The sequence below is a fragment of the Acidovorax sp. GW821-FHT11A03 genome (genome assembly GCF_058809075.1).
Window position 1 is genome coordinate 371,095 of record NZ_JBXASG010000006.1, and the last position, 17,616, is coordinate 388,710.

The window sequence follows — 17,616 nt, forward strand, 5'->3', positions numbered from 1 at the left end:
ACATGGACACCCACCGAATCCTGTGGGCCGCCGCCCTTGCCCTGCCGGCGCTCATCACCGGCTGCGCAACCGCTCCTCCCCAGGGCACCGGCAACGCCCCTGGTCCGCTGGTGATCCAGGCCCAGGGGAGCTTCGCCGTCGGCGGGACCGTGCAGAAAACCCCCGGAAACTACGACAACAACAAGCCGGGCGCTTCGGGCCAGAGTTTCCACGGCGACCACCTCTATGCCTTCTACCAGGTGCCGCAGAACCCGAAGGCATTGCCCATCGTGATGCTGCATGGCGCCTTCCAGTCCGCGCGCAGCTGGGAAACCACGGCGGACGGGCGCGAGGGCTTTCAGACCTTGTTCCTGCGCCGTGGCTTTCCGGTCTACGTGGTGGACCAGCCGCGCCGTGGCCGGGCCGGCAGCAGCACGGTCGCGGCAACGATCGAGCCGGCACCCAACGACCAGCTGATCTTCGACCAGTTCCGGATGGGCAAGTGGCCGAACTACTTCGGCAATGTCCAGTTCGACCGCAAGCCGGAGACGCTGGAGCAGTTCTTCCGCTCGGTCACCCCCAACACCGGCCCCTACGACGCCGGCGTGGTAGCAGACGCCCTGTCGGCGCTGTTCACCAAAATCGGCCCGGCGATCCTGTTCACGCATTCGCAAGCCGGCGGCCCGGGCTGGCTGGCGGCAATCAAGAACCCGAACGTCAAGGCGATCGTCGCTTTCGAGCCGGGCAGCGGCTTCATCTTTCCGCGGGGCGAGTTGCCCCAGGCCATGCCCAGTGCGGCCGGGACGCTGTCGCCCGAGGCGGTGCCGATGCCGGACTTCCTGAAGCTCACCCGGCTCCCGATCACCATCTACTACGGCGACAACTTCCCGGTCGAGCCCACCCCGGAGCGCGGCCAGGACAACTGGCGTGTGCGGCTGGCCATGGCCCGGCTGTGGGTCGACGCCGTCAACAGGCACGGCGGCGACGCCCGGCTGGTGCACCTTCCGGAGATTGGAGTGCGCGGCAACACGCACTTCCTGATGTCCGACTTGAACAACCTGCAGATCGCGCAGCTGGTGTCGCAGTTTCTGGCCCACAAGAAGCTGGACTGACGTACCCGGCCGCGCCATGCCGCGCAGGCAGATCACAAAAATGATTGGAGCTTGAATGAAACACGAAGCCGTCAATGAAAAGCGCCGCGAGTTCCTTGGGACCTCGGCCCTTGCCATCTCAGCCGCCGCCATCGGTGTTCCCGCCATGGCCACACCCACCTCCGCTGTCGCCGCTGGTGGCGGCAGCAAGAATCCCTTCACGCTGGTCTATGCCGGCGCGATCACGAAGAACGAGCCGGGCAAGGTCCACATCCGCCCGGTGAAGTACAAGCTCAACGGCCTGGACATCGTCGCCAACGTCTACACCCCGGCGAACCACGATCCCAAGAAGAAATACCCCGCGATCGTCGTGGCGCACCCGAACGGCGGCGTGAAGGAGCAGGTCGCCGGCCTGTATGCCCAGCACCTGGCGGAGCAGGGCTACATCACGATCGCGATGGACGCGGCGTATCAGGGAGGCAGCGGCGGCCAGCCACGCAGCACGGACAAGCCGCAATTTCGCACGGAGGACATTCACGGTGCGGCCGACTTCATCACCCGCTATCCAGGTGTCGATGCGGCGCGCCTGGGACTGCTCGGCATTTGTGGTGGCGGCGGCTATGCGCTGTCGGCAGCGAAGTCAGACAAGCGCTTCAAGACGCTGGCGACGCTCAGCATGTTCAACTCCGGACGGGTCCGCCGCAACGGGTTTTCCGACTCCCAGCTGGATACGATCCAGAAGCGCTTGAAGGACGCGTCGGATGCGCGCGCCCAGGAGAAGGCGGGAGGCAAGGTTCTCTATTCGGGCGATGCCGACATGACGGATGCGCAGATTGCGGCGTTGCCATTCGAGATGTACCGGCAGGGCTACGAATACTACTGGCGCACCCATGCGCATCCGGGCTCCACGTTCAAATACACCACGAGCAGCTTGATGGACCTGATGCGCTGGGATGCCACCGAGGAGATCGAACTGATCCAGCAACCGCTGCTGATGATCGCGGGCAGCAAGGCTGACAGCTTGTACATGACCGAAGATGCGTTCGCCAAGGCCACGGGCGCGAAGGACAAGGAACTGTTCAAGATCGAAGGCGCCACGCACATCGAGACCTACTGGGTGCCCCAGTATGTGGAAGCCGCGATGGGCCAGCTGATTCCGTTCTACGCCAGGACCTTGTGATCCGGAAAGAACCCCGTCTTCACGGCGCTTCCACCCGATTGCGCCCTGACGCCTTGGCCCGGTACAGCCCGCCATCCGCCGCCTCGATCAGTTGCCGCTCGCACCCCTGCGCGTAAGGCCCTGCCATCGTGGCGGCTCCCACGCTCACCGTGACGCAGCCCCACGAGCTGCCGCTGTGCGCGATGGCCAGCGCCTCGATCCGCTCCCGCACGACCTCCGCCACAATGCGCGCCCCCTGAAGATCCGTGCCGGGAAGAATGATCGCCAGTTCTTCCCCGCCGTAGCGCGCCACGAGGTCACCGGGGCGTTTGGCGTACTGCACCAGGCATTTCGACACCGCCTGCAGGCAGGCATCGCCCGCCACATGGCCGTAGGTGTCGTTGAAACCCTTGAAGTAGTCGATATCGATGAGCAGCAGGGACAGCGGCGTCCCCTGCCGGCTCGCGCGGCGGCACTCCATGTTCAGGGTTTCGTCGAAGCAGCGGCGATTGGCCAGGCCCGTGAGCTGGTCTTGCGCGGCCAGCGCCTCCAGCTTCTGGTTCACCCGCATCAGATCCTCGCGCGCAGCCACGAGGGAGGCCTCGGCGCGGGTCCGGCGGCGGATGTCGAGCAGCAGCCGCCAGCCGATGACCGCGATGCCCAGGAGCAAGGCACCGACGACGGCCGCAGTGAGCAGCACCTGATGCCGCCAGCCGGACAGGGCTTCTTCCTTGCCCACCGCCACGGTGGTGACCACGGGATACCGGTCGCTCTTGCGAAAGGCGTACAGCCGCTGCGTTCCGTCGATGCCGGACTTGAACGAGGCCGTGCCGGACACGGCGCCGGAGTAGACGCGCTGGAAATTGGCCGATTTGGAGAAGTCGCGGCCCAGGTCCTGCTCGCGGTAGGGATAGCGAACGAGCATCTGCCCGCCCGTGGTCGACAGCCCGATGGCGCCTTGGTCGCCCACGTCGATCTTGCCGAACAGCTCCAGAAAGCTCTTGATGCCCAGGCTCACCACCACCACGCCGCCAAAGCGCCTGTCCTTGTCCTCGAAGCGCTGGCTGATGGTGATGACCCAGTCGCCGGTGGAGCGGCTCCGGATGGCCGGCCCGATGAAGGGCTCGCGCGACGCGCTGTCGCGGTGGTGGGCAAAGAAGGCCCTGTCCGTGCTGTTGGCCTGGGCCGGCAAGCGCCCGGCCGAAGACATGAGCCAGTCGCCGGTGGCGCCATAGATGACGATGCCATTGAGCTGGGTCAGCAAATGCTCCTGCTGGTCGATCAGCCGCTGCAGGCGCTGCATGTGCTGGGGGCCGGTGCCCTCTTCCTCCAGCCGCTCCACGATGCCCAGCAGCAGCATGGCGCTTTGCGTGATGACGCCTTCGGTGTAGGTGTTGAGGGTCTGCGCCAGGTTGAGGTTCTGGGTGTCGATTTCGGCCAGCGAGCGCTCCCGCGCCGACCACATCTGCCAGGCGGTGGCGGCAGCCACCGAGAGGTACACAACGGTCAGCAGCAGCACTGCCAGGCGAACATCACGCTTCATCGATTCATTTCCACCCACCAGCACACCCAGCAAACGTCAGGACAGATCGGCGGCCTGGCTGGCCTCTACCCCTCTGCGGACCATACTAAGTGATTGGTGGTGGCTTTGCTACTGGGATGAAACCCCACCTTTCAAAGACCCGCCGCGCGGGCGGTGGCGTGCGTGCGTGCGTGCCTGGGCTTGCGCGCCTTCAGGGGCGCCGCGCGGCCTCGCGCACCATCAGCCAGTACGTGCGGCCAGAGACCGGTTCCACGCACTCCACCGTGCGCGTGAACCCCAGGCGCCGGTAGAACGGCAGGCTGAGCGGGTTGAAGGTTTCCAGAAAGCAGATGGCGCGCGCCAGGTCTGCGCGGGCCAGCGTCAGCCGCAGCAGTCCCTGCGCCAGCCCCTGGCCCTGCGCAGCAGGGCGCACGCCCAGGATGGACAGGTACCACGCACCCCGCAGGTCGCCGGGCACCTGCTCCTCCATGGCGGCGGCGATGCGCACATAGTTGGCGAAACCTGCGGGCCCGAGCAGCCGGGAAAGCCCCTGGGTGCGGCGCTCGCCGTGCAGGGCCTGCGCGCTGGCCGTGGCCTCCTGGGTCAGCCAGAGGGCGGCGCCGTCGGCGCCCGACACATGCACCTCGCCCACGGCGCGGGCCTCTTCCAGGGCCAGCGCGAAGTAGTGGGCCAGCACACGGTGCCGCAGGGCGGGGTCGGCCGCGTGGTCGATGGTGACGGCCTGATAGAACGCATCGTCCCGCAGCGCTTCGGCCAGGGCGCCGCACACGGGAGCAAAGGGTTCCAGTGCGCCGCTCGCGGGTGGCTGCGCCGGCGTGGCATGGGGTTGCATGGGCCTCCAGGGAGCGCTATTGCAGGTTCTGCAGCGCGTAGACGAACGCGGCGTCGCCCAGGAACTCCACCATGCGCGGGTGGTAGGCATTGTGAAACGCCTTCATGTCGGCATTGTCGGCATAGAACAGCACGGTGCCCACATAAGCGTCGCGCGACGGCACGTAAAAACGCGCGACGATGGAAAAGTGCTTTCCCATCAGGGCCTGGATGGCCTCGGATTCAGGGGCGTGCGCATCGATCAGCGGTCCCAGCTCCTGGTAGAACGCAGCGAAGTCGGCATGCACTTGGGGCTTGTCCACATGCGCCCAGTCGTTGGTGGCCGCCAGGGATTGCTCCTGCTCAGCCCGCTGCGCGGCGCGGCATTGGTCGAGGTATTCGGGGGTGGTCTGCTGCAGGCCCATGGTGTTCGTTTTTTTCTTGTCTTGAAGAGGCGGGTCGGTCAACACGGCGTGCATCGCCGGCCCGCAAACCGCCAGGGGGAGCGCGGACTATAGCGGGGCGGACTGCCACCACGCTGTCCAGCGCATTTTTCTGCGGGCTACGCGGATGGCGGCCGGGACTTGCCGAGCGCGGGCCGCGCGCCGCCAGGCCAGCACCTCAGCCCAGGGGGTCGGATGCGCTCGCCCGGTCCGCGCCGGGCACCACCCGCTGCGCTGGCGGCGAACCCGCCAGGCTTTGTGCAGGCCGGCGCAGGGTGGCGTCAAAGGGGTTGATCCGGGGCCCGATGGCAGCCGCCTCGCGCTTGAGCAGCTCCACCACGGTGGGCATGCGGTCGGCGTTCAGGCGGTCGGCGATGGTGCCCACGCTCAGCGCCGCCACGGCGCGGCCTTCGCGGTCGCAGATGGGCACGGCCACACCGGCCATGCCTTCGAGCAGGCCGGTGTTGCGGCCCGCGTAGCCCTGCTGGCGCACGCGCTCGATCTCGGTGCGCAAATACACCTCGTCGTACACGCCGTACTCGCGCACGCGCGACAGGTTGAAGCGGATGACCTCTTCGCGCTCGGCCTCGGGCAGAAACGCGAGGATGGCCAGCGCGCCCTGCCCCACCCCCAGCGCCACGCGGCCACCGATGTCGCCGGTGAACGAACGGATCGGGAAGGGCCCCTCGCTGCGGTCCAGGCAGATGGCGTCGAAGCCGCTGCGCGCCAGCAAAAAGATGCTGTCACCCAGGCTGCCGCACAGACGCAGCAGCGCCGGGCGGCACAGGCTGCGCAGGTCGCCCGGGTTGCCGGCGCGGGCCGCCAGCGCGAAGAAGTCCATGCTGAGGCGGTAGAGCTTGCTGCGCTCATCCTGCTCGACCATGCCTTCTGCCACCAGCGATTGCAGCAAACGGTGCGTGGTGCCCTGCGTGAGACCGATGGCACGCGCCAATTGGGTGACCCGGCCGCCCTCGGCCTGCACGGCCACCAGGGCGCGGATGAGGGCAAAGACCCGGGGTACGCCGCCCGTGCCTGCGGTTGCTGCTTCCATGCATCGCTCCTGCGGAATAGATGGGCTTCATTCTACCTATCACATTCCAACTATCGGAATAATTTAAAGAAAAATTCTGATTAATGGAATACCCGGTGCAATCTGGTTCGGTTGTTGCAATAGAGTGAACTGAAAACGCCAAGGCTCTCCATCCTGAACGGCCCCATGCACCACAGCGGTGCAGCAGTGGCAAGCCACCTTGTTCAGCAGAGGCAGCCCGGCACAAAGACATCCATGCGCGCGCCGCTCGGAGCACGCGCATGGCAGGAAACCGGAATCCGAAGAAAGGCCCCCATGTCCTTCCTGAAGCTCAGTGATGTGACCAAGTTCTACGGCAGCACCTGCGCGGTGCAGTCCATGAACCTCACGGTGGAAAAAGGCGAATTCGTCTCCCTGCTCGGCCCCTCGGGCTGCGGCAAGACCACTACCTTGCAGATGGTGGCGGGCTTCGAGGCGGTGAGCAGCGGCCGCATCCAGCTGGACGGGCGCGACATCACCCACGCCAAAGCCAACACGCGCGGGCTGGGCATCGTGTTCCAGAGCTATGCGCTTTTTCCGCACATGACGGTGGCCGACAACGTGAGCTTTGGCCTGGAGATGCGCAAGGTGCCCAAGGCCGAGCGCAAGGACCGCGTGGCCCAGGCCCTGGGCCTCGTGCACCTGGAGGCGCACGCCACGCGCTACCCCCGCGAACTGTCGGGCGGCCAGCGCCAGCGCGTGGCCCTGGCGCGCGCACTGGTCATCGAGCCCCCCGTGCTGCTGCTGGACGAGCCCCTGTCCAACCTGGACGCCAAGCTGCGCGAGGAGATGCAGTTCGAGCTGCGCCAGATCCAGCGCAAGGTGGGCACCACCACGGTGATGGTCACGCACGACCAGAGCGAGGCCATGTCCATCAGCGACCGCGTGGTGGTGATGGAGGCCGGCCGCGCCACGCAGATCGACCACCCGCACCGCGTGTACGAGCACCCGCGCACCCGCTTCATCTCCACCTTCGTGGGCAAGGCCAACCTGGTGCCCGGCAAGGTGACCTCGGCCAACAACACGCACACCCACGTGGGCGCGGGGCCCATCGAGGTGCGGGTGGACGGCGCGCAGTTTCGCCCCGGCGCGGCCGTGCTGCTGAGCGTGCGGCCCGAAAAACTGCAGCTGGTGCCTGCGGTGCAGGGCCGCATCGGCGGCGAGGTGCGCGAACGCTTCTTTCTGGGCAGCCAGTGGCTGTACCGCGTGGACACCCCCATGGGCGACCTGATGGTGCTGGCGCCCAACGACGGCCGCAACGCGCTGGACGAAGGCGACCGCACCGGCCTGGACTGGCCCGACCACTGCATGCGCCTGCTGCCCGCCGATGAAGCCGCAACGGCAGGCGCCGAGGCCGAGGCCACGCCATGACAGCCATCCCATCGACCCTGTCCTCAGCACCCCACCCGCTGCTGGGCAGGAAGGCCATGCCCTGGTGGCTGTCCGGCCCGGCGCTGCTGCTGTTCACCGTGCTGCTGCTGGTGCCGTTGGCGCTGACGGCGGTGCTGTCTTTCAACGCGTTCGACCCGGCCACGGGGGTGAAGGCGGGCGAGTTCACGCTGGAGCACTACCGCCATGTGTTTGCCGATTCGTACTACCACGCGATCTTCTGGCGCACGTTCTGGATCGCCGGGCTGGTCACGCTGATCTGCGTGGCCATCGGCGCGCCAGAGGCCTATGTGCTCAGCCGCATGCGCAACCCGTGGCGCTCCATCCTGCTGCTGGTGGTGCTGGCGCCCTTGCTGGTGTCGGTGGTGGTGCGGGCCTTTGGCTGGAGCATGCTGCTCGGCCCCGAGGGGCTGGTGAACGCTGCCTTCGGCCTGGTGGGCATCGGCCCGGTGAAGATGCTCTACACCGAGATCGCCGTGGTGGTGGCGCTGGTGCACGTGATGCTGCCCTTCATGGTGATCCCCGTGTGGACATCGCTGCAGAAGCTGGACCCGGGCGTGGAAAACGCCGCGCTGTCGCTGCGGGCCTCGCCCTTCACCACCTTGCGGCGCATCGTGCTGCCGCAGGTGCTGCCGGGCATCTTGTCAGGCAGCCTGATCGTGTTCGGCCTGGCCGCCAGCTCGTTCGCCATTCCCGGCCTGCTGGGCGGGCGGCGGCTGAAGATGGTGGCCACGGTGGTGTACGACGAGTACCTGCACGAGCTGAACTGGCCGCTGGGCGCCGCCATTGCGCTGACCTTGCTGGTGGCCAACCTGGTGGTGATGCTGAGCTACAACCGCCTGGTTGAAGGCCGCTATAAGAAATCTCTCGGGTAAGTATGACCACCCCCACGCTCCATCACTTCGTGTATTCGCTGCCCCCCAAGGGGGCGCAGGCCTCCCTTGGGGCGGCCCGGCGGGAGTCCTGATCCATGCACAAGAACGGCCCCATCGCCCTCGCGTTCAACGCGCTCGTCATCGCCTTCATGCTGGCCCCGCTTCTGGTGGTGTGCATCGTCGCCTTCACGCCGCACAACACGCTGACGCTGCCCACCACCGAGTTCTCGCTGCGCTGGTTCAAGGCGGTGTTCGACCACCCGGACTTCATGCAGTCGTTCTGGAACAGCCTGTGGCTGGCCCTGGCGTCGGCCACGCTGGCGACAGTGCTGGCAGTGCCCGCGGGCATTGCGATCACGCGCTACGACTTTCCCGGGCGCGGCTTTCTCAACGGCCTGTTTTTGTCGCCATTGATCATTCCGCACCTGGTGCTGGGCGTGGCCCTGCTGCGCCTGTTCGCGCTGATCGGCGGCACGGGCAGCTTTGGCTGGCTGGTGGTGGCGCATGCGCTCATCGTCACGCCGTACACGCTGCGCCTGGTGGTGGCGGCGCTGGTGGGGTTCGACCGCAGCGCGGAGCATGCAGCCCTGTCGCTGGGCGCCAGCCAGGCCACGGTGTTCACGCGCATCACGCTGCCGATGATTTTGCCGGGCGTGACGGGCGGGTGGATGCTGGCCTTCATCAACAGCTTTGACGAAGTGACCATGTCGATCTTCGTCACCTCGCCCAGCACGGTGACGCTGCCGGTGCGCATGTACATGTACGCCACCGAATCCATCGACCCGCTGATGGCGGCCGTGTCGGCGCTGATGGTGGCCGTGACGGCGTGCGCCATGGTGCTGCTGGACCGTGTGTATGGACTGGACCGCGTCCTCGTGGGCCGGAAGTAGATGAGCACCGAAAACATGAGTTCCAGCCCTGCCTTGCTGCACCGCGTGGCCGAGAAGAGCCGTGCGCCCGTGCACTTCACCATCAACGGCCAATCCGCCACCGCTCTTCAGGGCGATACGGTGCTGACGGCCATCCTCACGCAGCATGCGCAACTGCGCCGCAACGAATTCAGCCACGAGCCGCGCGCGGGCTTCTGTTTGATGGGTGCCTGCCAGGACTGCTGGGTGCTGACCGACAGCGGCGAGCGCCTGCGCGCCTGCAGCACCTTCATCACCCCCGGCATGGCGTTGCGCACCGAAGCCGCCGACGCGGCCACCTTTGCCAGAGGGGGCCAGCCATGACGATGGCGCCTGCTTTGCAACCCGTGATCGTGGGCGCGGGCCCGGCCGGCATCCGCGCCGCGCAGACGCTGGCGGCCCACGGCGTGCGGCCGGTGCTGATCGACGAAGCCGCGCGCGGCGGCGGGCAGATCTACCGCCGCCCGCCCGCCCACTTCAAGCGCACCCCCGCCACGCTGTACGGCACCGAGGCCGCGCGTGCCACCGCACTGCACGGCACGCTGGACGGCCTGCACGCACAGATCGACTACCAGCCCGACAGCCTGGTGTGGAATGCGCAAGGCGGCCTGCTGGATGTGCTGCACGGCCCCACGCAGACCACGCGCACCGTGCCCTACGGCCAGCTCATCGTGGCCAGCGGCGCCACCGACCGCGTGCTGCCCGTGCCGGGCTGGACGCTGCCGGGCGTCTACACGCTGGGCGGCGCGCAGGTGGCGCTCAAATTCCAGGGCTGCGCCATCGGCAGCCGGGTGGTGCTGATGGGCACGGGCCCGCTGCTGTACCTGGTGGCCTACCAGTACGCCAAGGCCGGCGCCATGGTCGCTGCGGTGCTCGACACCGCGCGCTTGGCCGACCAGCTGGCCGCCGTGCCCGCCATGCTCACGCAGCCGGCGGTGTTCGCCAAGGGCGTCTACTACGTGGGCTGGCTGCGCGCGCACGGCGTGCCCATCCACAGCGGCATCCGCCCCGTGCGCGTGCTGGGCGACGGCCGCGTGGCCGGCGTGGTGTGGGCCGATGGCGCCGGGCGCGAGCACACGCTCAGCTGCGACGCCGTGGGCTTTGGCTACGCGCTGCGCTCCGAAACACAACTGGCCGACCTGCTGGGCTGCCGCTTTGCCTGGGCACCGATGCACCGCGCCCACCTGCCCGAGCGCGATGCCGCGGGCCGCAGCAGCGTGCAGGGCGTGTACCTGGCGGGCGACGGCGCGGGCATCCTGGGTGCCGACGCGGCCGAGTGGGCCGGCGAGCTGGCCGCGCTGGCGCTGCTGCAGGACCACGGGACGGCCGTGGACGCGGCGCGCATGCAGGCGCTGCAGGGCCAGCTTCACCGCCTGATGCGGTTTCGCCAGGGGCTGGAACGCGCCTTTCCCTTCCCCACCGACTGGGCCGCGCAAGCGCCCGATGCGCTGGTGGTGTGCCGCTGCGAGAACATCACGGCGGGCGAGCTGCGCGCCTGCGTGCGCGAGACCGGTGCCGACGAGATGAACCGACTGAAGGCGCTCACCCGCGTGGGCATGGGCCGCTGCCAGGGCCGCAGCTGCGGCGTGGCCGCGGCCGAGATCCTGGCGCAGGCCACCGGCCAGCCCGTGGAGCGGGTGGGCCGGCTGCGCGGACAGGCGCCGATCAAGCCGATACCGATCCACCTGCAGGCACGGCAGGCCACCGACGCGGGAGCCAGCGCATGAGCAGCAGCACGCCTCGGACCGTCAAGACCGATGTCGCCATCGTGGGCGGCGGCATCGTGGGCGCATCGGCCGCGCTGGCCCTGCGCCGCCAGGGCGTCGATGTCGTGCTGCTCGAGCGCGATCTCTGCGGCTCGCGCTCGAGCGGCGTGAACTACGGCGGCGTGCGCCGCCAGGGGCGGCCGTTGAGCCAGTTGCCGCTGGCGCAGCGCGCCCACGATATCTGGGCACGCCTGCCCGAACTGATCGGCACCGATGGCGAATACGCGCGCACCGGGCATTTCAAGATCGCGCGCAGCGAGGCGGACATGGCCGCGCTGGAGCACTACGCCGACCTGAGCCGGGACTTCGATCTGGGCATCGAGTTGATCAGCGGCGAACGCCTGCGGGCACAGTGCCCGTGGCTGGGCGGCAAGGCCGTGGGCGGGTCGCTGTGCGTGGACGATGGGCAGGCCAACCCGCGCCTGGTGTCGCCCGCGTTCGCGCTGGCTGCCCAACGCGCCGGCGCGCAGATCTTCGAGCGATCGCCGCTCACGCGCATCGAACACGACGGCCGACAGTTGTTCACGCTGCACTCGGGCACGGCACTGGAGGTCAGTGCCCCGGTGGTGCTCAACTGCGCGGGCGCCTGGGCCGGTGCGATGGCGGAGCAGTTCGGCGAGCCGGTGCCGCTGCGCTCCGGCCACCCCGCGATGATGGTCACCGAGCCCCTGCCCTATTTCATGCAATGGAGCCTGGGCGTGGAAGGCGGCGGCATCTACTGCCGCCAGGTGGCGCGCGGCAACCTGGTGCTGGGCGGCGGGTCGGGCTTCTGGCTCGACGGCGACCGCGCGCGCTCGGAGCGCGGCGCCATCGCGTCGCTCACCGTGCAGGCGGTCGAGCTGCTGCCCGCGCTGAAGCACGCGCACTTCATCCGCACCTGGAGCGGCACCGAGGGCTACCTGCCCGACCGCCAGCCCGTGCTGTGCAAGAGCCGCACCACGCCCGGCCTGATCCATGGCTTCGGCTTTGCGGGCGCGGGCTTTCAGATCGGCCCCGCCGTGGGCGAAGTGCTGGCCGAACTGGCGCGCGACGGGCACACCAGCACGCCGATCGACGCGTTTTCCCTGGCTCGCTTTGACACGCCGCCAGCGCCCGCCGCGGGCGCCACGCCCACAACAACCACAGCGCAGGCCCACTGAGCCCGCCGACCTCTCCCCACCCCCTCCCACCCGAAAGGCAATCACCATGAACTTCGCTTTCCGCCCGAACGTTTCCCTGCGCCGCGGCCTGCTGGCTGCGGCCGCTGCCACGGCCCTGGCCGCCAGCGGCGCAGCCGTGGCACAGACCCCCAAGACGCTGTACATCGGCATGAACGGCGGCACCATGGAGAAGGCGTACACCCAGTACGTGTTCCCGGCGTTCGAGAAGCTGCACGGCGTGAAGGTCGTGGTGGTGCCGGGCACGTCCTCGGACATATTGGCCAAGGCCCAGGCCAACAAGGACAAGCCGCAGATGCACGTGATGTTCCTCGATGACGGCATCATGGTGCGCGCCATGGGCATGGGGCTGTGCGAGAAGCAGCGCCCCAACCCGCACCTGAACGACATCTACCCCGCCGCGCGCTTCAAGGACGACCTGGCCAGCGGCGTGAGCCTGGGCATGACCGGCATCGCCTACAACACCAAGATGTTCACCGAAAAGGGCTGGGCCGCGCCCACCTCGTGGATGGACTTTGCAGACCCCAAGTACAAGGGCAAGGTGGTGTTCCAGTCCATGCCGTCGTCGTCGTTCGGGCTGCACGGCTTCCTGATGTTCAACCGCATCCAGGGCGGCAACGACAAGAACGTGGAACCGGGCTTCAACAACTGGGCCAAGACCATCGGCCCCAATGTGCTCGAATACATCCCGAGCTCGGCCAAGATTTCCGAGATGGTTCAGACCGGCGAGGCCGCGCTGTTCCCGCTCACGCCCACGGCCGTGGCCGCGCTCAAGTCCAAGGGCATTCCCGTGGAATACGCACAGCCCAAGGAGGGCTCGGTGGTGCTGATGACCGGCCAGTGCGTGATCGCCAGGAACAGCGAGCCCGAGCTGGCGCAGAAGCTGGCCGAGTTCCTGCTGAGCCCGCTGGCGCAGGCCAACGTGCTGCAGTTCGGCGCGCAGATCCCCACCAACCCCAAGGCCCCGGCCGTCGGCGAAGGCGCGGCGCAAGTGGCGCAGATCAGCCAGTGGATGAAGAACGCCGTGACGCTGGACTGGGACAGCGTGAACGCCAACCGCCCCGCCTGGAACACGCGCTGGAACAAGACCATCGAGCGCTGAACCTTCGCGGCCCCCCACACCGGCGGGCCGTTTGTGACAAATGTCACCGGCCCCGCCACGCCTTGCGGCGGCGGGTGGCACAAACCGCTTCTTCGAATTCAGAATCCGGCGCCTGGACACGCCAATCATTCATTCGAAGAAGAGGGACCCCCCATGAAACGCTGGATCAAATGGACCGCCGGCGGCGCGCTGCTGCTGAGCGCCATCGTTGCCGCCACGGCGGCCAGCGGCCTGTATCTGGCCGAGCAAAAGCGCAACCGGTACATCGACATCAAGCCCCGGCCCGTGGCCTACACCACCGATGCGCAGACCATCGAGCGCGGGCGCTACCTGTATGCATCGCGCGGCTGCACCGACTGCCACGGCGCGCAGGGCACGGGCCGCGAATTCGTCAACGACGGCAAGGGCACGCGCATCATCGGGCCCAACATCACGCCCGCCGGCGTGGTGGCGCGCTACCAGCCCGAGGACTGGAACAGCGTGATCCGCCATGGCGTGAAGCCCAACGGCCGCCCCGTGCTGGTGATGCCCAGCGAGGACTACAACCGCTTCACCAACGACGACCTGAATGCCCTGGTGTCGTATGTGCGCCAGCTCAAGCCCCAGGAGGGCACGCAGGCGGTGGTGGAGCTGCCCCGCCCCGCCTGGGTGCTGTACGGCCTGGGCGCCATCCCCGACGCGGCGGCGCGCATCGACCACCAGCTCGCTCCGTCACGCCCCGTGCCAGCCGGCGTGACACTGGCCAACGGCCAGTACGTGGCCAACATGTGCATCGGCTGCCACGGCGCCACGCTGGAGGGCGGCAAGATTCCGGGCGGGCCACCCGACTGGCCCGCTGCCGCCGACATCCGCCCCGGCGCCGACAGCGCCCTGGCGCGCTACCCCACGGCGGCGAGCTTCGTCGCCATGCTGCGCACCGGCAAGCGGCCGGACGGCACGCCCATCCAGGTCATGCCGTTCGAGTCGCTGGGCCAGCTCAGCGATGTGGATGCACAGGCGCTCTACCTGTACCTCAATGCCCCCGCCGGGAGCGTGAAGGTGGACAACGTGGGCGCGCCGGCCGCGGGCAACAAGAGCAGCGTCAACACCATTCCCTCGGGACCGGGCGGCCTGAAGCTGCCGGGCTGAGGAAGCGAAGGGCCGGCACGGCCCACGGGGCGCCGGCCTGCCCGCTGGCCCGCCATCCGGTGGACCACCCGCCGTGGTGGCGGGTCAGCTGCCGGGGTGCAGGTGGGCGCCGCCCGCGGGCGCCTGGCTGTACGAACCCATGGGGCCTCCCGGGGGCGCGGCGGGCGGGGCGCGGCGCACGCGCGGCACCACGCTGAGCTGCACGGTGTCGAGCACCGGGCCGGGCGCCACGTTCAGGGCCTTGCGTGGCAGGTCCACCAGCTGCTCCGCATGCCATACGCGGACCTGGGCGGCACCTTCGGGCACGGCGGGGAAGCGGGCAATGCCGTCGCTGTCGGTCTTGAGGGCCCAGGCCGAATCGGTCACGAACACATGGCCGCGCATGGAGCCGTGCAGATGGCAGCCCAGCAGCACCACGCCGGGCGTGTCGAGCTTCACGTCGGCGAAGTTGGAGGGCTTGCCATCGGTCTTGCCCGCCAGGCGCAGCTCGAAGCCGGGGTTGGTGCCGCCCGGCGCCGCGGCGGCCGCGACCGTGGCGGGGTTGCCGCGCACATGGTGGTCCCACCGGTCCTGGTTGGTGAAGCGCACGGTGGTGCCGGGGGCCACCACGGTCAAGGCGGGCACGAAGCGCATCTTCTCCTGTTCGATGGTGGGACTGGCCTGCAGCAGGCTCGGGGGCGTGCCGGCCATGGCGCCGGGGTACACCACCACCACCGCATCGGGCACGGGCCGGCCCTCGCGGTCCAGCACCTGGATTTGAACATTCCCGGCGCTAGCGCTTACCCATAAAGCGCTGATAGCTATCAAAATAATAGTATTTTTCATCATGGCGTCAGTGGATGGTGATCACGTCCCGGTGCATGGGTGCGAGCAGGGCCAGCAACCGGTTTTGCTGGGCGAAGGGTATGCCCTGGGCATCCATGGCGCTTTGCAGCACCTCCACGAGGGCATGGAAGTGGCCCTTGTGGATGTCCATGTCGGCATGGGCCGATTTCATGTCAGCGCCTTCATATTTGCAAGGCCCCCCGCTGAGCTGGCAGACCTGGTCGGTCAGGCTTTCCTTGAGGGCCTGGGGCTTTGCCTCCTTGAAGTGGCCGCCGATGCGCGGGTCTCTCACGACACGGTCCACGAAGTCGTCCATGAGGCGGGTGATGCCGGGCTTTTCGCCCAGCGCCTGGTACAGGCCCGCGGGCGCCGCCGGGGAGGTGGCCGGGGCAGGCTGCGACAGGGCAGCTGGAGCCCACAGGCAGGCGGCGGCCAGGGCCAGGGCAGTGAGGGTGTTGCGCTTGATCGTCATGGGGGTCTCCGAAGCGGGCTCAGAAAGCGACCTGGGCCGACAGGTAGTAGCCCGTCTGGCGGCGGTTGTTGGTGATGCCCGGCACGATGCGCCCCAGGTCCACATACGCCAGCGTGAGCGACACGTTCTTGGTGGGTGCCCAGGCGATGAAGATGTCCTTCCAGTCGTCCTCGCGCAGCGCGGCGCCCAGGCCGGCCGCCGCCCCCAGCGCCTGCAGGTTGTTGGGCTTGAAGCGATACTCGGCGCCGACCGCCAGGTTCTTGCTCAGCAGGTAGGCCATCGAGAACTCGGGCTGCAGGCTGCGGCTGTTCCTGCCCGGCGCGGCCGAGCCAAAGCCCAGCAGGCCGTTCTGGTTCGCGTTGGTGTAGCGCAGGGTGCCGTTGACGAGCAGGCTCTGCGCCAGCAGCAGCTTGGTGGCGCTCACATACACATCGGTGCCGCTGGTTCTTGTACCCAGGAAGTCGAGCACCGACCCGATGGAGCCCGCGTGCGTGCGCTTGTGCTCCAGGCCCACGGCGATCTGCGGCATGAGGCTGTCGGCATCCAGCACGGCATCGCCCGCCACCTTCACCTTGATGCCCACCACATCCATCCGGATGTGCTGGCCGGGCGCCACGCCAAAGGGCGCGATGCCGTTGAGCGCCAGCGCAGGCGAGGCATCAAGATCCTGCCGGGCCAGCGACAGCTCCACCCGGTCGTGCAGGCCCAGCGCCACGCCATAGCCCGTGAGGCCGTAGTCCTGCGTGGCCGCCCGCGTGGCGTAGCCGCTGAAGCCGGTCTCGCCCGCCGTGGCGTTCGTGCCGATCACGGCCCAGGGCGTGAGCCCGCCGCCGGCCGACCCGCCGATGCTGCTGACGCCGCCGGTGAGCAGCAGCTTGCCCGTCCCGGCCTGGGCCAGCCCGGCGGCGCCCATCGCCAGTGCCGCGAGCAGCGTGCAGTGAAGCCTGTATTCCATCGTGATCTCTCCCAAAGGGCGGTGTCGCGGTTGTAAGTGGATGTTGCTCCCAACTTACGAACCCCGGCACCCGGTGGATTCAAAAACGACAGATAAATTTTTTTGACGGGCGCCTGCGCCAGCCCTCCACCCCGGCGCCCCTTACAGCATGCGCTCGATCAGCGCGCCCTTGAACAGCACCGGCCCGGTAGGTCCGGTCGCGCTGGGCACGCCACCCTTGGGCTCCAGGCTGATCGCCAGGGCTGGCACCTGCTTCACATCGGCCTCGCCCGCCACCAGGGTGAGCAGCCTGTCCTGCCCCAGCACCCCCAGCGAACGCGGCCCGCCCGAGGGCGGCAGCGCCCACAGCTGCAGCGACTTGTCGGCCCCTTCCTGGAAGCCGCCCACGCGCTGCAGCACCAGCTGGTTGTTCCTGGGGTCGAAGGTGACCAGCATCGACGCGGCCTCCTTGTCGTCGGACAGCACGGCCACGTACTGGATCTGCGGCGCGGCCTGCAGTTGCTGCTGCAGCGTGGCAATCTGCCGGCCCGACGTGGCCTTGAGCGCGCCGTGCACCTGCACGCCGATCGCCACCGCCGCCACGGTGGCCAGCGCGCCGGCGGCGGCCGCGCCGCGCCACACCAAGAGGCTGTGCCACCAGCCGCCGCCCGGCACCCGGTCTGCGGGCCGATGGGCGGCTTGCAGGGCCCGCGCGGCCTTGTCCGCCTCGACCAGGTTGTGGATGCGGGTCCAGACATGCGAGGACGGCTCGGCCAGTTCCTGCAGTTCGGTCAGGCCGGACCAGCGGCCTTGCCACACCAGCGCGGCAGCCCGCACGGGGGCCTGCTCGCGGGCCAGGGTTTCGAAGCGGCGGCGCGCGCCGCCCCGCAGCGTGCCCAGCGCATAGCTGGCCGCCAGGCGGTCCAGCAGTTCGGGGTGTCGGGAAAGGTTCATGGGGAGGTTCCT

General features: G+C 68.5%; 18 protein-coding genes. 10 read left to right on the forward strand and 8 right to left on the reverse strand.

Annotated elements, in window-relative coordinates; genetic code table 11:
- Positions 1–2 precede the first annotated feature (2 nt).
- Positions 3–1,091 carry an alpha/beta hydrolase gene (locus AC1RVY_RS17475; protein WP_492807410.1) on the forward strand — a complete coding sequence of 363 codons (1,089 nt, stop codon included), beginning with the start codon at positions 3–5 and terminating at the stop codon, positions 1,089–1,091.
- A 55-nt stretch (positions 1,092–1,146) separates the two neighbouring features.
- Entirely contained in the window at positions 1,147–2,250 is a 1,104-nt protein-coding gene (locus AC1RVY_RS17480; protein ID WP_492807411.1) for an alpha/beta hydrolase, read from the forward strand.
- A gap of 19 nt (positions 2,251–2,269) precedes the next feature.
- Here AC1RVY_RS17480 and AC1RVY_RS17485 read toward each other — a convergent pair whose 3' ends face one another.
- From AC1RVY_RS17485 to AC1RVY_RS17500, 4 genes are all read right to left on the reverse strand, one after another.
- A complete protein-coding gene (locus tag AC1RVY_RS17485; RefSeq protein ID WP_492807412.1) occupies positions 2,270–3,772 on the reverse strand; it encodes a sensor domain-containing diguanylate cyclase in 1,503 nt (500 codons plus the stop codon).
- A 190-nt stretch (positions 3,773–3,962) separates the two neighbouring features.
- Positions 3,963–4,604, reverse strand: coding sequence for a GNAT family N-acetyltransferase (locus AC1RVY_RS17490; RefSeq protein WP_492807414.1), 642 nt, complete (start codon positions 4,602–4,604; stop codon positions 3,963–3,965).
- Between the two features lie 16 nt (positions 4,605–4,620).
- Positions 4,621–5,049, reverse strand: a complete 429-nt coding sequence (locus AC1RVY_RS17495) for a TipAS antibiotic-recognition domain-containing protein (RefSeq protein WP_492807415.1) — start codon at positions 5,047–5,049, stop codon at positions 4,621–4,623.
- A gap of 154 nt (positions 5,050–5,203) precedes the next feature.
- Positions 5,204–6,076 carry an IclR family transcriptional regulator gene (locus AC1RVY_RS17500; protein WP_369643023.1) on the reverse strand — a complete coding sequence of 291 codons (873 nt, stop codon included), beginning with the start codon at positions 6,074–6,076 and terminating at the stop codon, positions 5,204–5,206.
- Positions 6,077–6,370: 294 nt separating this feature from the next.
- Between AC1RVY_RS17500 and AC1RVY_RS17505 the strand changes: the two genes are divergently transcribed.
- The 8 genes from AC1RVY_RS17505 (at position 6,371) to AC1RVY_RS17540 (ending at position 14,419) form a co-directional block, all read left to right on the forward strand.
- On the forward strand, positions 6,371–7,465 hold the full coding sequence (locus AC1RVY_RS17505; protein WP_218295632.1) for an ABC transporter ATP-binding protein: 1,095 nt from the start codon (positions 6,371–6,373) through the stop codon (positions 7,463–7,465).
- A complete protein-coding gene (locus AC1RVY_RS17510) occupies positions 7,462–8,358 on the forward strand; it encodes an ABC transporter permease (RefSeq protein WP_492807417.1) in 897 nt (298 codons plus the stop codon). The genes AC1RVY_RS17505 and AC1RVY_RS17510 overlap by 4 nt, the downstream gene beginning before the upstream one ends.
- 95 nt (positions 8,359–8,453) lie before the next feature.
- Positions 8,454–9,248, forward strand: coding sequence for an ABC transporter permease (locus tag AC1RVY_RS17515; RefSeq protein WP_218340075.1), 795 nt, complete (start codon positions 8,454–8,456; stop codon positions 9,246–9,248).
- Between the two features lie 15 nt (positions 9,249–9,263).
- The gene (locus AC1RVY_RS17520; protein WP_492807419.1) at positions 9,264–9,590 is read left to right on the forward strand and encodes a (2Fe-2S)-binding protein; all 327 of its coding nucleotides are present in this window, start codon (positions 9,264–9,266) and stop codon (positions 9,588–9,590) included.
- Positions 9,587–10,993, forward strand: a complete 1,407-nt coding sequence (locus AC1RVY_RS17525) for an FAD/NAD(P)-dependent oxidoreductase (RefSeq protein ID WP_492807420.1) — start codon at positions 9,587–9,589, stop codon at positions 10,991–10,993. Before AC1RVY_RS17520 ends, AC1RVY_RS17525 begins: the two co-directional genes overlap by 4 nt.
- A complete protein-coding gene (locus AC1RVY_RS17530) occupies positions 10,990–12,171 on the forward strand; it encodes an NAD(P)/FAD-dependent oxidoreductase (RefSeq protein ID WP_492807421.1) in 1,182 nt (393 codons plus the stop codon). Before AC1RVY_RS17525 ends, AC1RVY_RS17530 begins: the two co-directional genes overlap by 4 nt.
- A gap of 46 nt (positions 12,172–12,217) precedes the next feature.
- Positions 12,218–13,291 (forward strand): ABC transporter substrate-binding protein, encoded by a 1,074-nt coding sequence (locus AC1RVY_RS17535; RefSeq protein WP_218295638.1) that lies wholly within the window; start codon positions 12,218–12,220, stop codon positions 13,289–13,291.
- 153 nt (positions 13,292–13,444) lie between these two features.
- Positions 13,445–14,419 (forward strand): c-type cytochrome, encoded by a 975-nt coding sequence (locus tag AC1RVY_RS17540; protein ID WP_218295639.1) that lies wholly within the window; start codon positions 13,445–13,447, stop codon positions 14,417–14,419.
- An 84-nt stretch (positions 14,420–14,503) separates the two neighbouring features.
- Here the strand turns inward: AC1RVY_RS17540 and AC1RVY_RS17545 are convergent, their stop codons facing one another.
- From AC1RVY_RS17545 to AC1RVY_RS17560, 4 genes are all read right to left on the reverse strand, one after another.
- Positions 14,504–15,247 (reverse strand): cupredoxin domain-containing protein, encoded by a 744-nt coding sequence (locus AC1RVY_RS17545; protein WP_492807424.1) that lies wholly within the window; start codon positions 15,245–15,247, stop codon positions 14,504–14,506.
- Between the two features lie 4 nt (positions 15,248–15,251).
- A complete protein-coding gene (locus AC1RVY_RS17550; protein WP_218340072.1) occupies positions 15,252–15,716 on the reverse strand; it encodes a group I truncated hemoglobin in 465 nt (154 codons plus the stop codon).
- A 19-nt stretch (positions 15,717–15,735) separates the two neighbouring features.
- A complete protein-coding gene (locus AC1RVY_RS17555; protein ID WP_492807426.1) occupies positions 15,736–16,671 on the reverse strand; it encodes a DUF3034 family protein in 936 nt (311 codons plus the stop codon).
- 141 nt (positions 16,672–16,812) lie between these two features.
- Positions 16,813–17,604, reverse strand: a complete 792-nt coding sequence (locus AC1RVY_RS17560; protein ID WP_218295642.1) for an anti-sigma factor — start codon at positions 17,602–17,604, stop codon at positions 16,813–16,815.
- Between the last annotated feature and the right edge of the window lie 12 nt (positions 17,605–17,616).

Bases quoted from the DNA above. Each gene is read 5' to 3' on its own strand.
- AC1RVY_RS17475 (WP_492807410.1), top strand. From the start codon at position 3: ATGGACACCCACCGAATCCTGTGGGCCGCCGCCCTTGCCCTGCCGGCG.
- AC1RVY_RS17480 (WP_492807411.1), top strand. From the start codon at position 1,147: ATGAAACACGAAGCCGTCAATGAAAAGCGCCGCGAGTTCCTTGGGACC.
- AC1RVY_RS17485 (WP_492807412.1), bottom strand. From the start codon at position 3,772: ATGAAGCGTGATGTTCGCCTGGCAGTGCTGCTGCTGACCGTTGTGTAC.
- AC1RVY_RS17490 (WP_492807414.1), bottom strand. From the start codon at position 4,604: ATGCAACCCCATGCCACGCCGGCGCAGCCACCCGCGAGCGGCGCACTG.
- AC1RVY_RS17500 (WP_369643023.1), bottom strand. From the start codon at position 6,076: ATGGAAGCAGCAACCGCAGGCACGGGCGGCGTACCCCGGGTCTTTGCC.
- AC1RVY_RS17505 (WP_218295632.1), top strand. From the start codon at position 6,371: ATGTCCTTCCTGAAGCTCAGTGATGTGACCAAGTTCTACGGCAGCACC.
- AC1RVY_RS17510 (WP_492807417.1), top strand. From the start codon at position 7,462: ATGACAGCCATCCCATCGACCCTGTCCTCAGCACCCCACCCGCTGCTG.
- AC1RVY_RS17515 (WP_218340075.1), top strand. From the start codon at position 8,454: ATGCACAAGAACGGCCCCATCGCCCTCGCGTTCAACGCGCTCGTCATC.
- AC1RVY_RS17520 (WP_492807419.1), top strand. From the start codon at position 9,264: ATGAGTTCCAGCCCTGCCTTGCTGCACCGCGTGGCCGAGAAGAGCCGT.
- AC1RVY_RS17525 (WP_492807420.1), top strand. From the start codon at position 9,587: ATGACGATGGCGCCTGCTTTGCAACCCGTGATCGTGGGCGCGGGCCCG.
- AC1RVY_RS17530 (WP_492807421.1), top strand. From the start codon at position 10,990: ATGAGCAGCAGCACGCCTCGGACCGTCAAGACCGATGTCGCCATCGTG.
- AC1RVY_RS17535 (WP_218295638.1), top strand. From the start codon at position 12,218: ATGAACTTCGCTTTCCGCCCGAACGTTTCCCTGCGCCGCGGCCTGCTG.
- AC1RVY_RS17540 (WP_218295639.1), top strand. From the start codon at position 13,445: ATGAAACGCTGGATCAAATGGACCGCCGGCGGCGCGCTGCTGCTGAGC.
- AC1RVY_RS17545 (WP_492807424.1), bottom strand. From the start codon at position 15,247: ATGATGAAAAATACTATTATTTTGATAGCTATCAGCGCTTTATGGGTA.
- AC1RVY_RS17550 (WP_218340072.1), bottom strand. From the start codon at position 15,716: ATGACGATCAAGCGCAACACCCTCACTGCCCTGGCCCTGGCCGCCGCC.
- AC1RVY_RS17555 (WP_492807426.1), bottom strand. From the start codon at position 16,671: ATGGAATACAGGCTTCACTGCACGCTGCTCGCGGCACTGGCGATGGGC.
- AC1RVY_RS17560 (WP_218295642.1), bottom strand. From the start codon at position 17,604: ATGAACCTTTCCCGACACCCCGAACTGCTGGACCGCCTGGCGGCCAGC.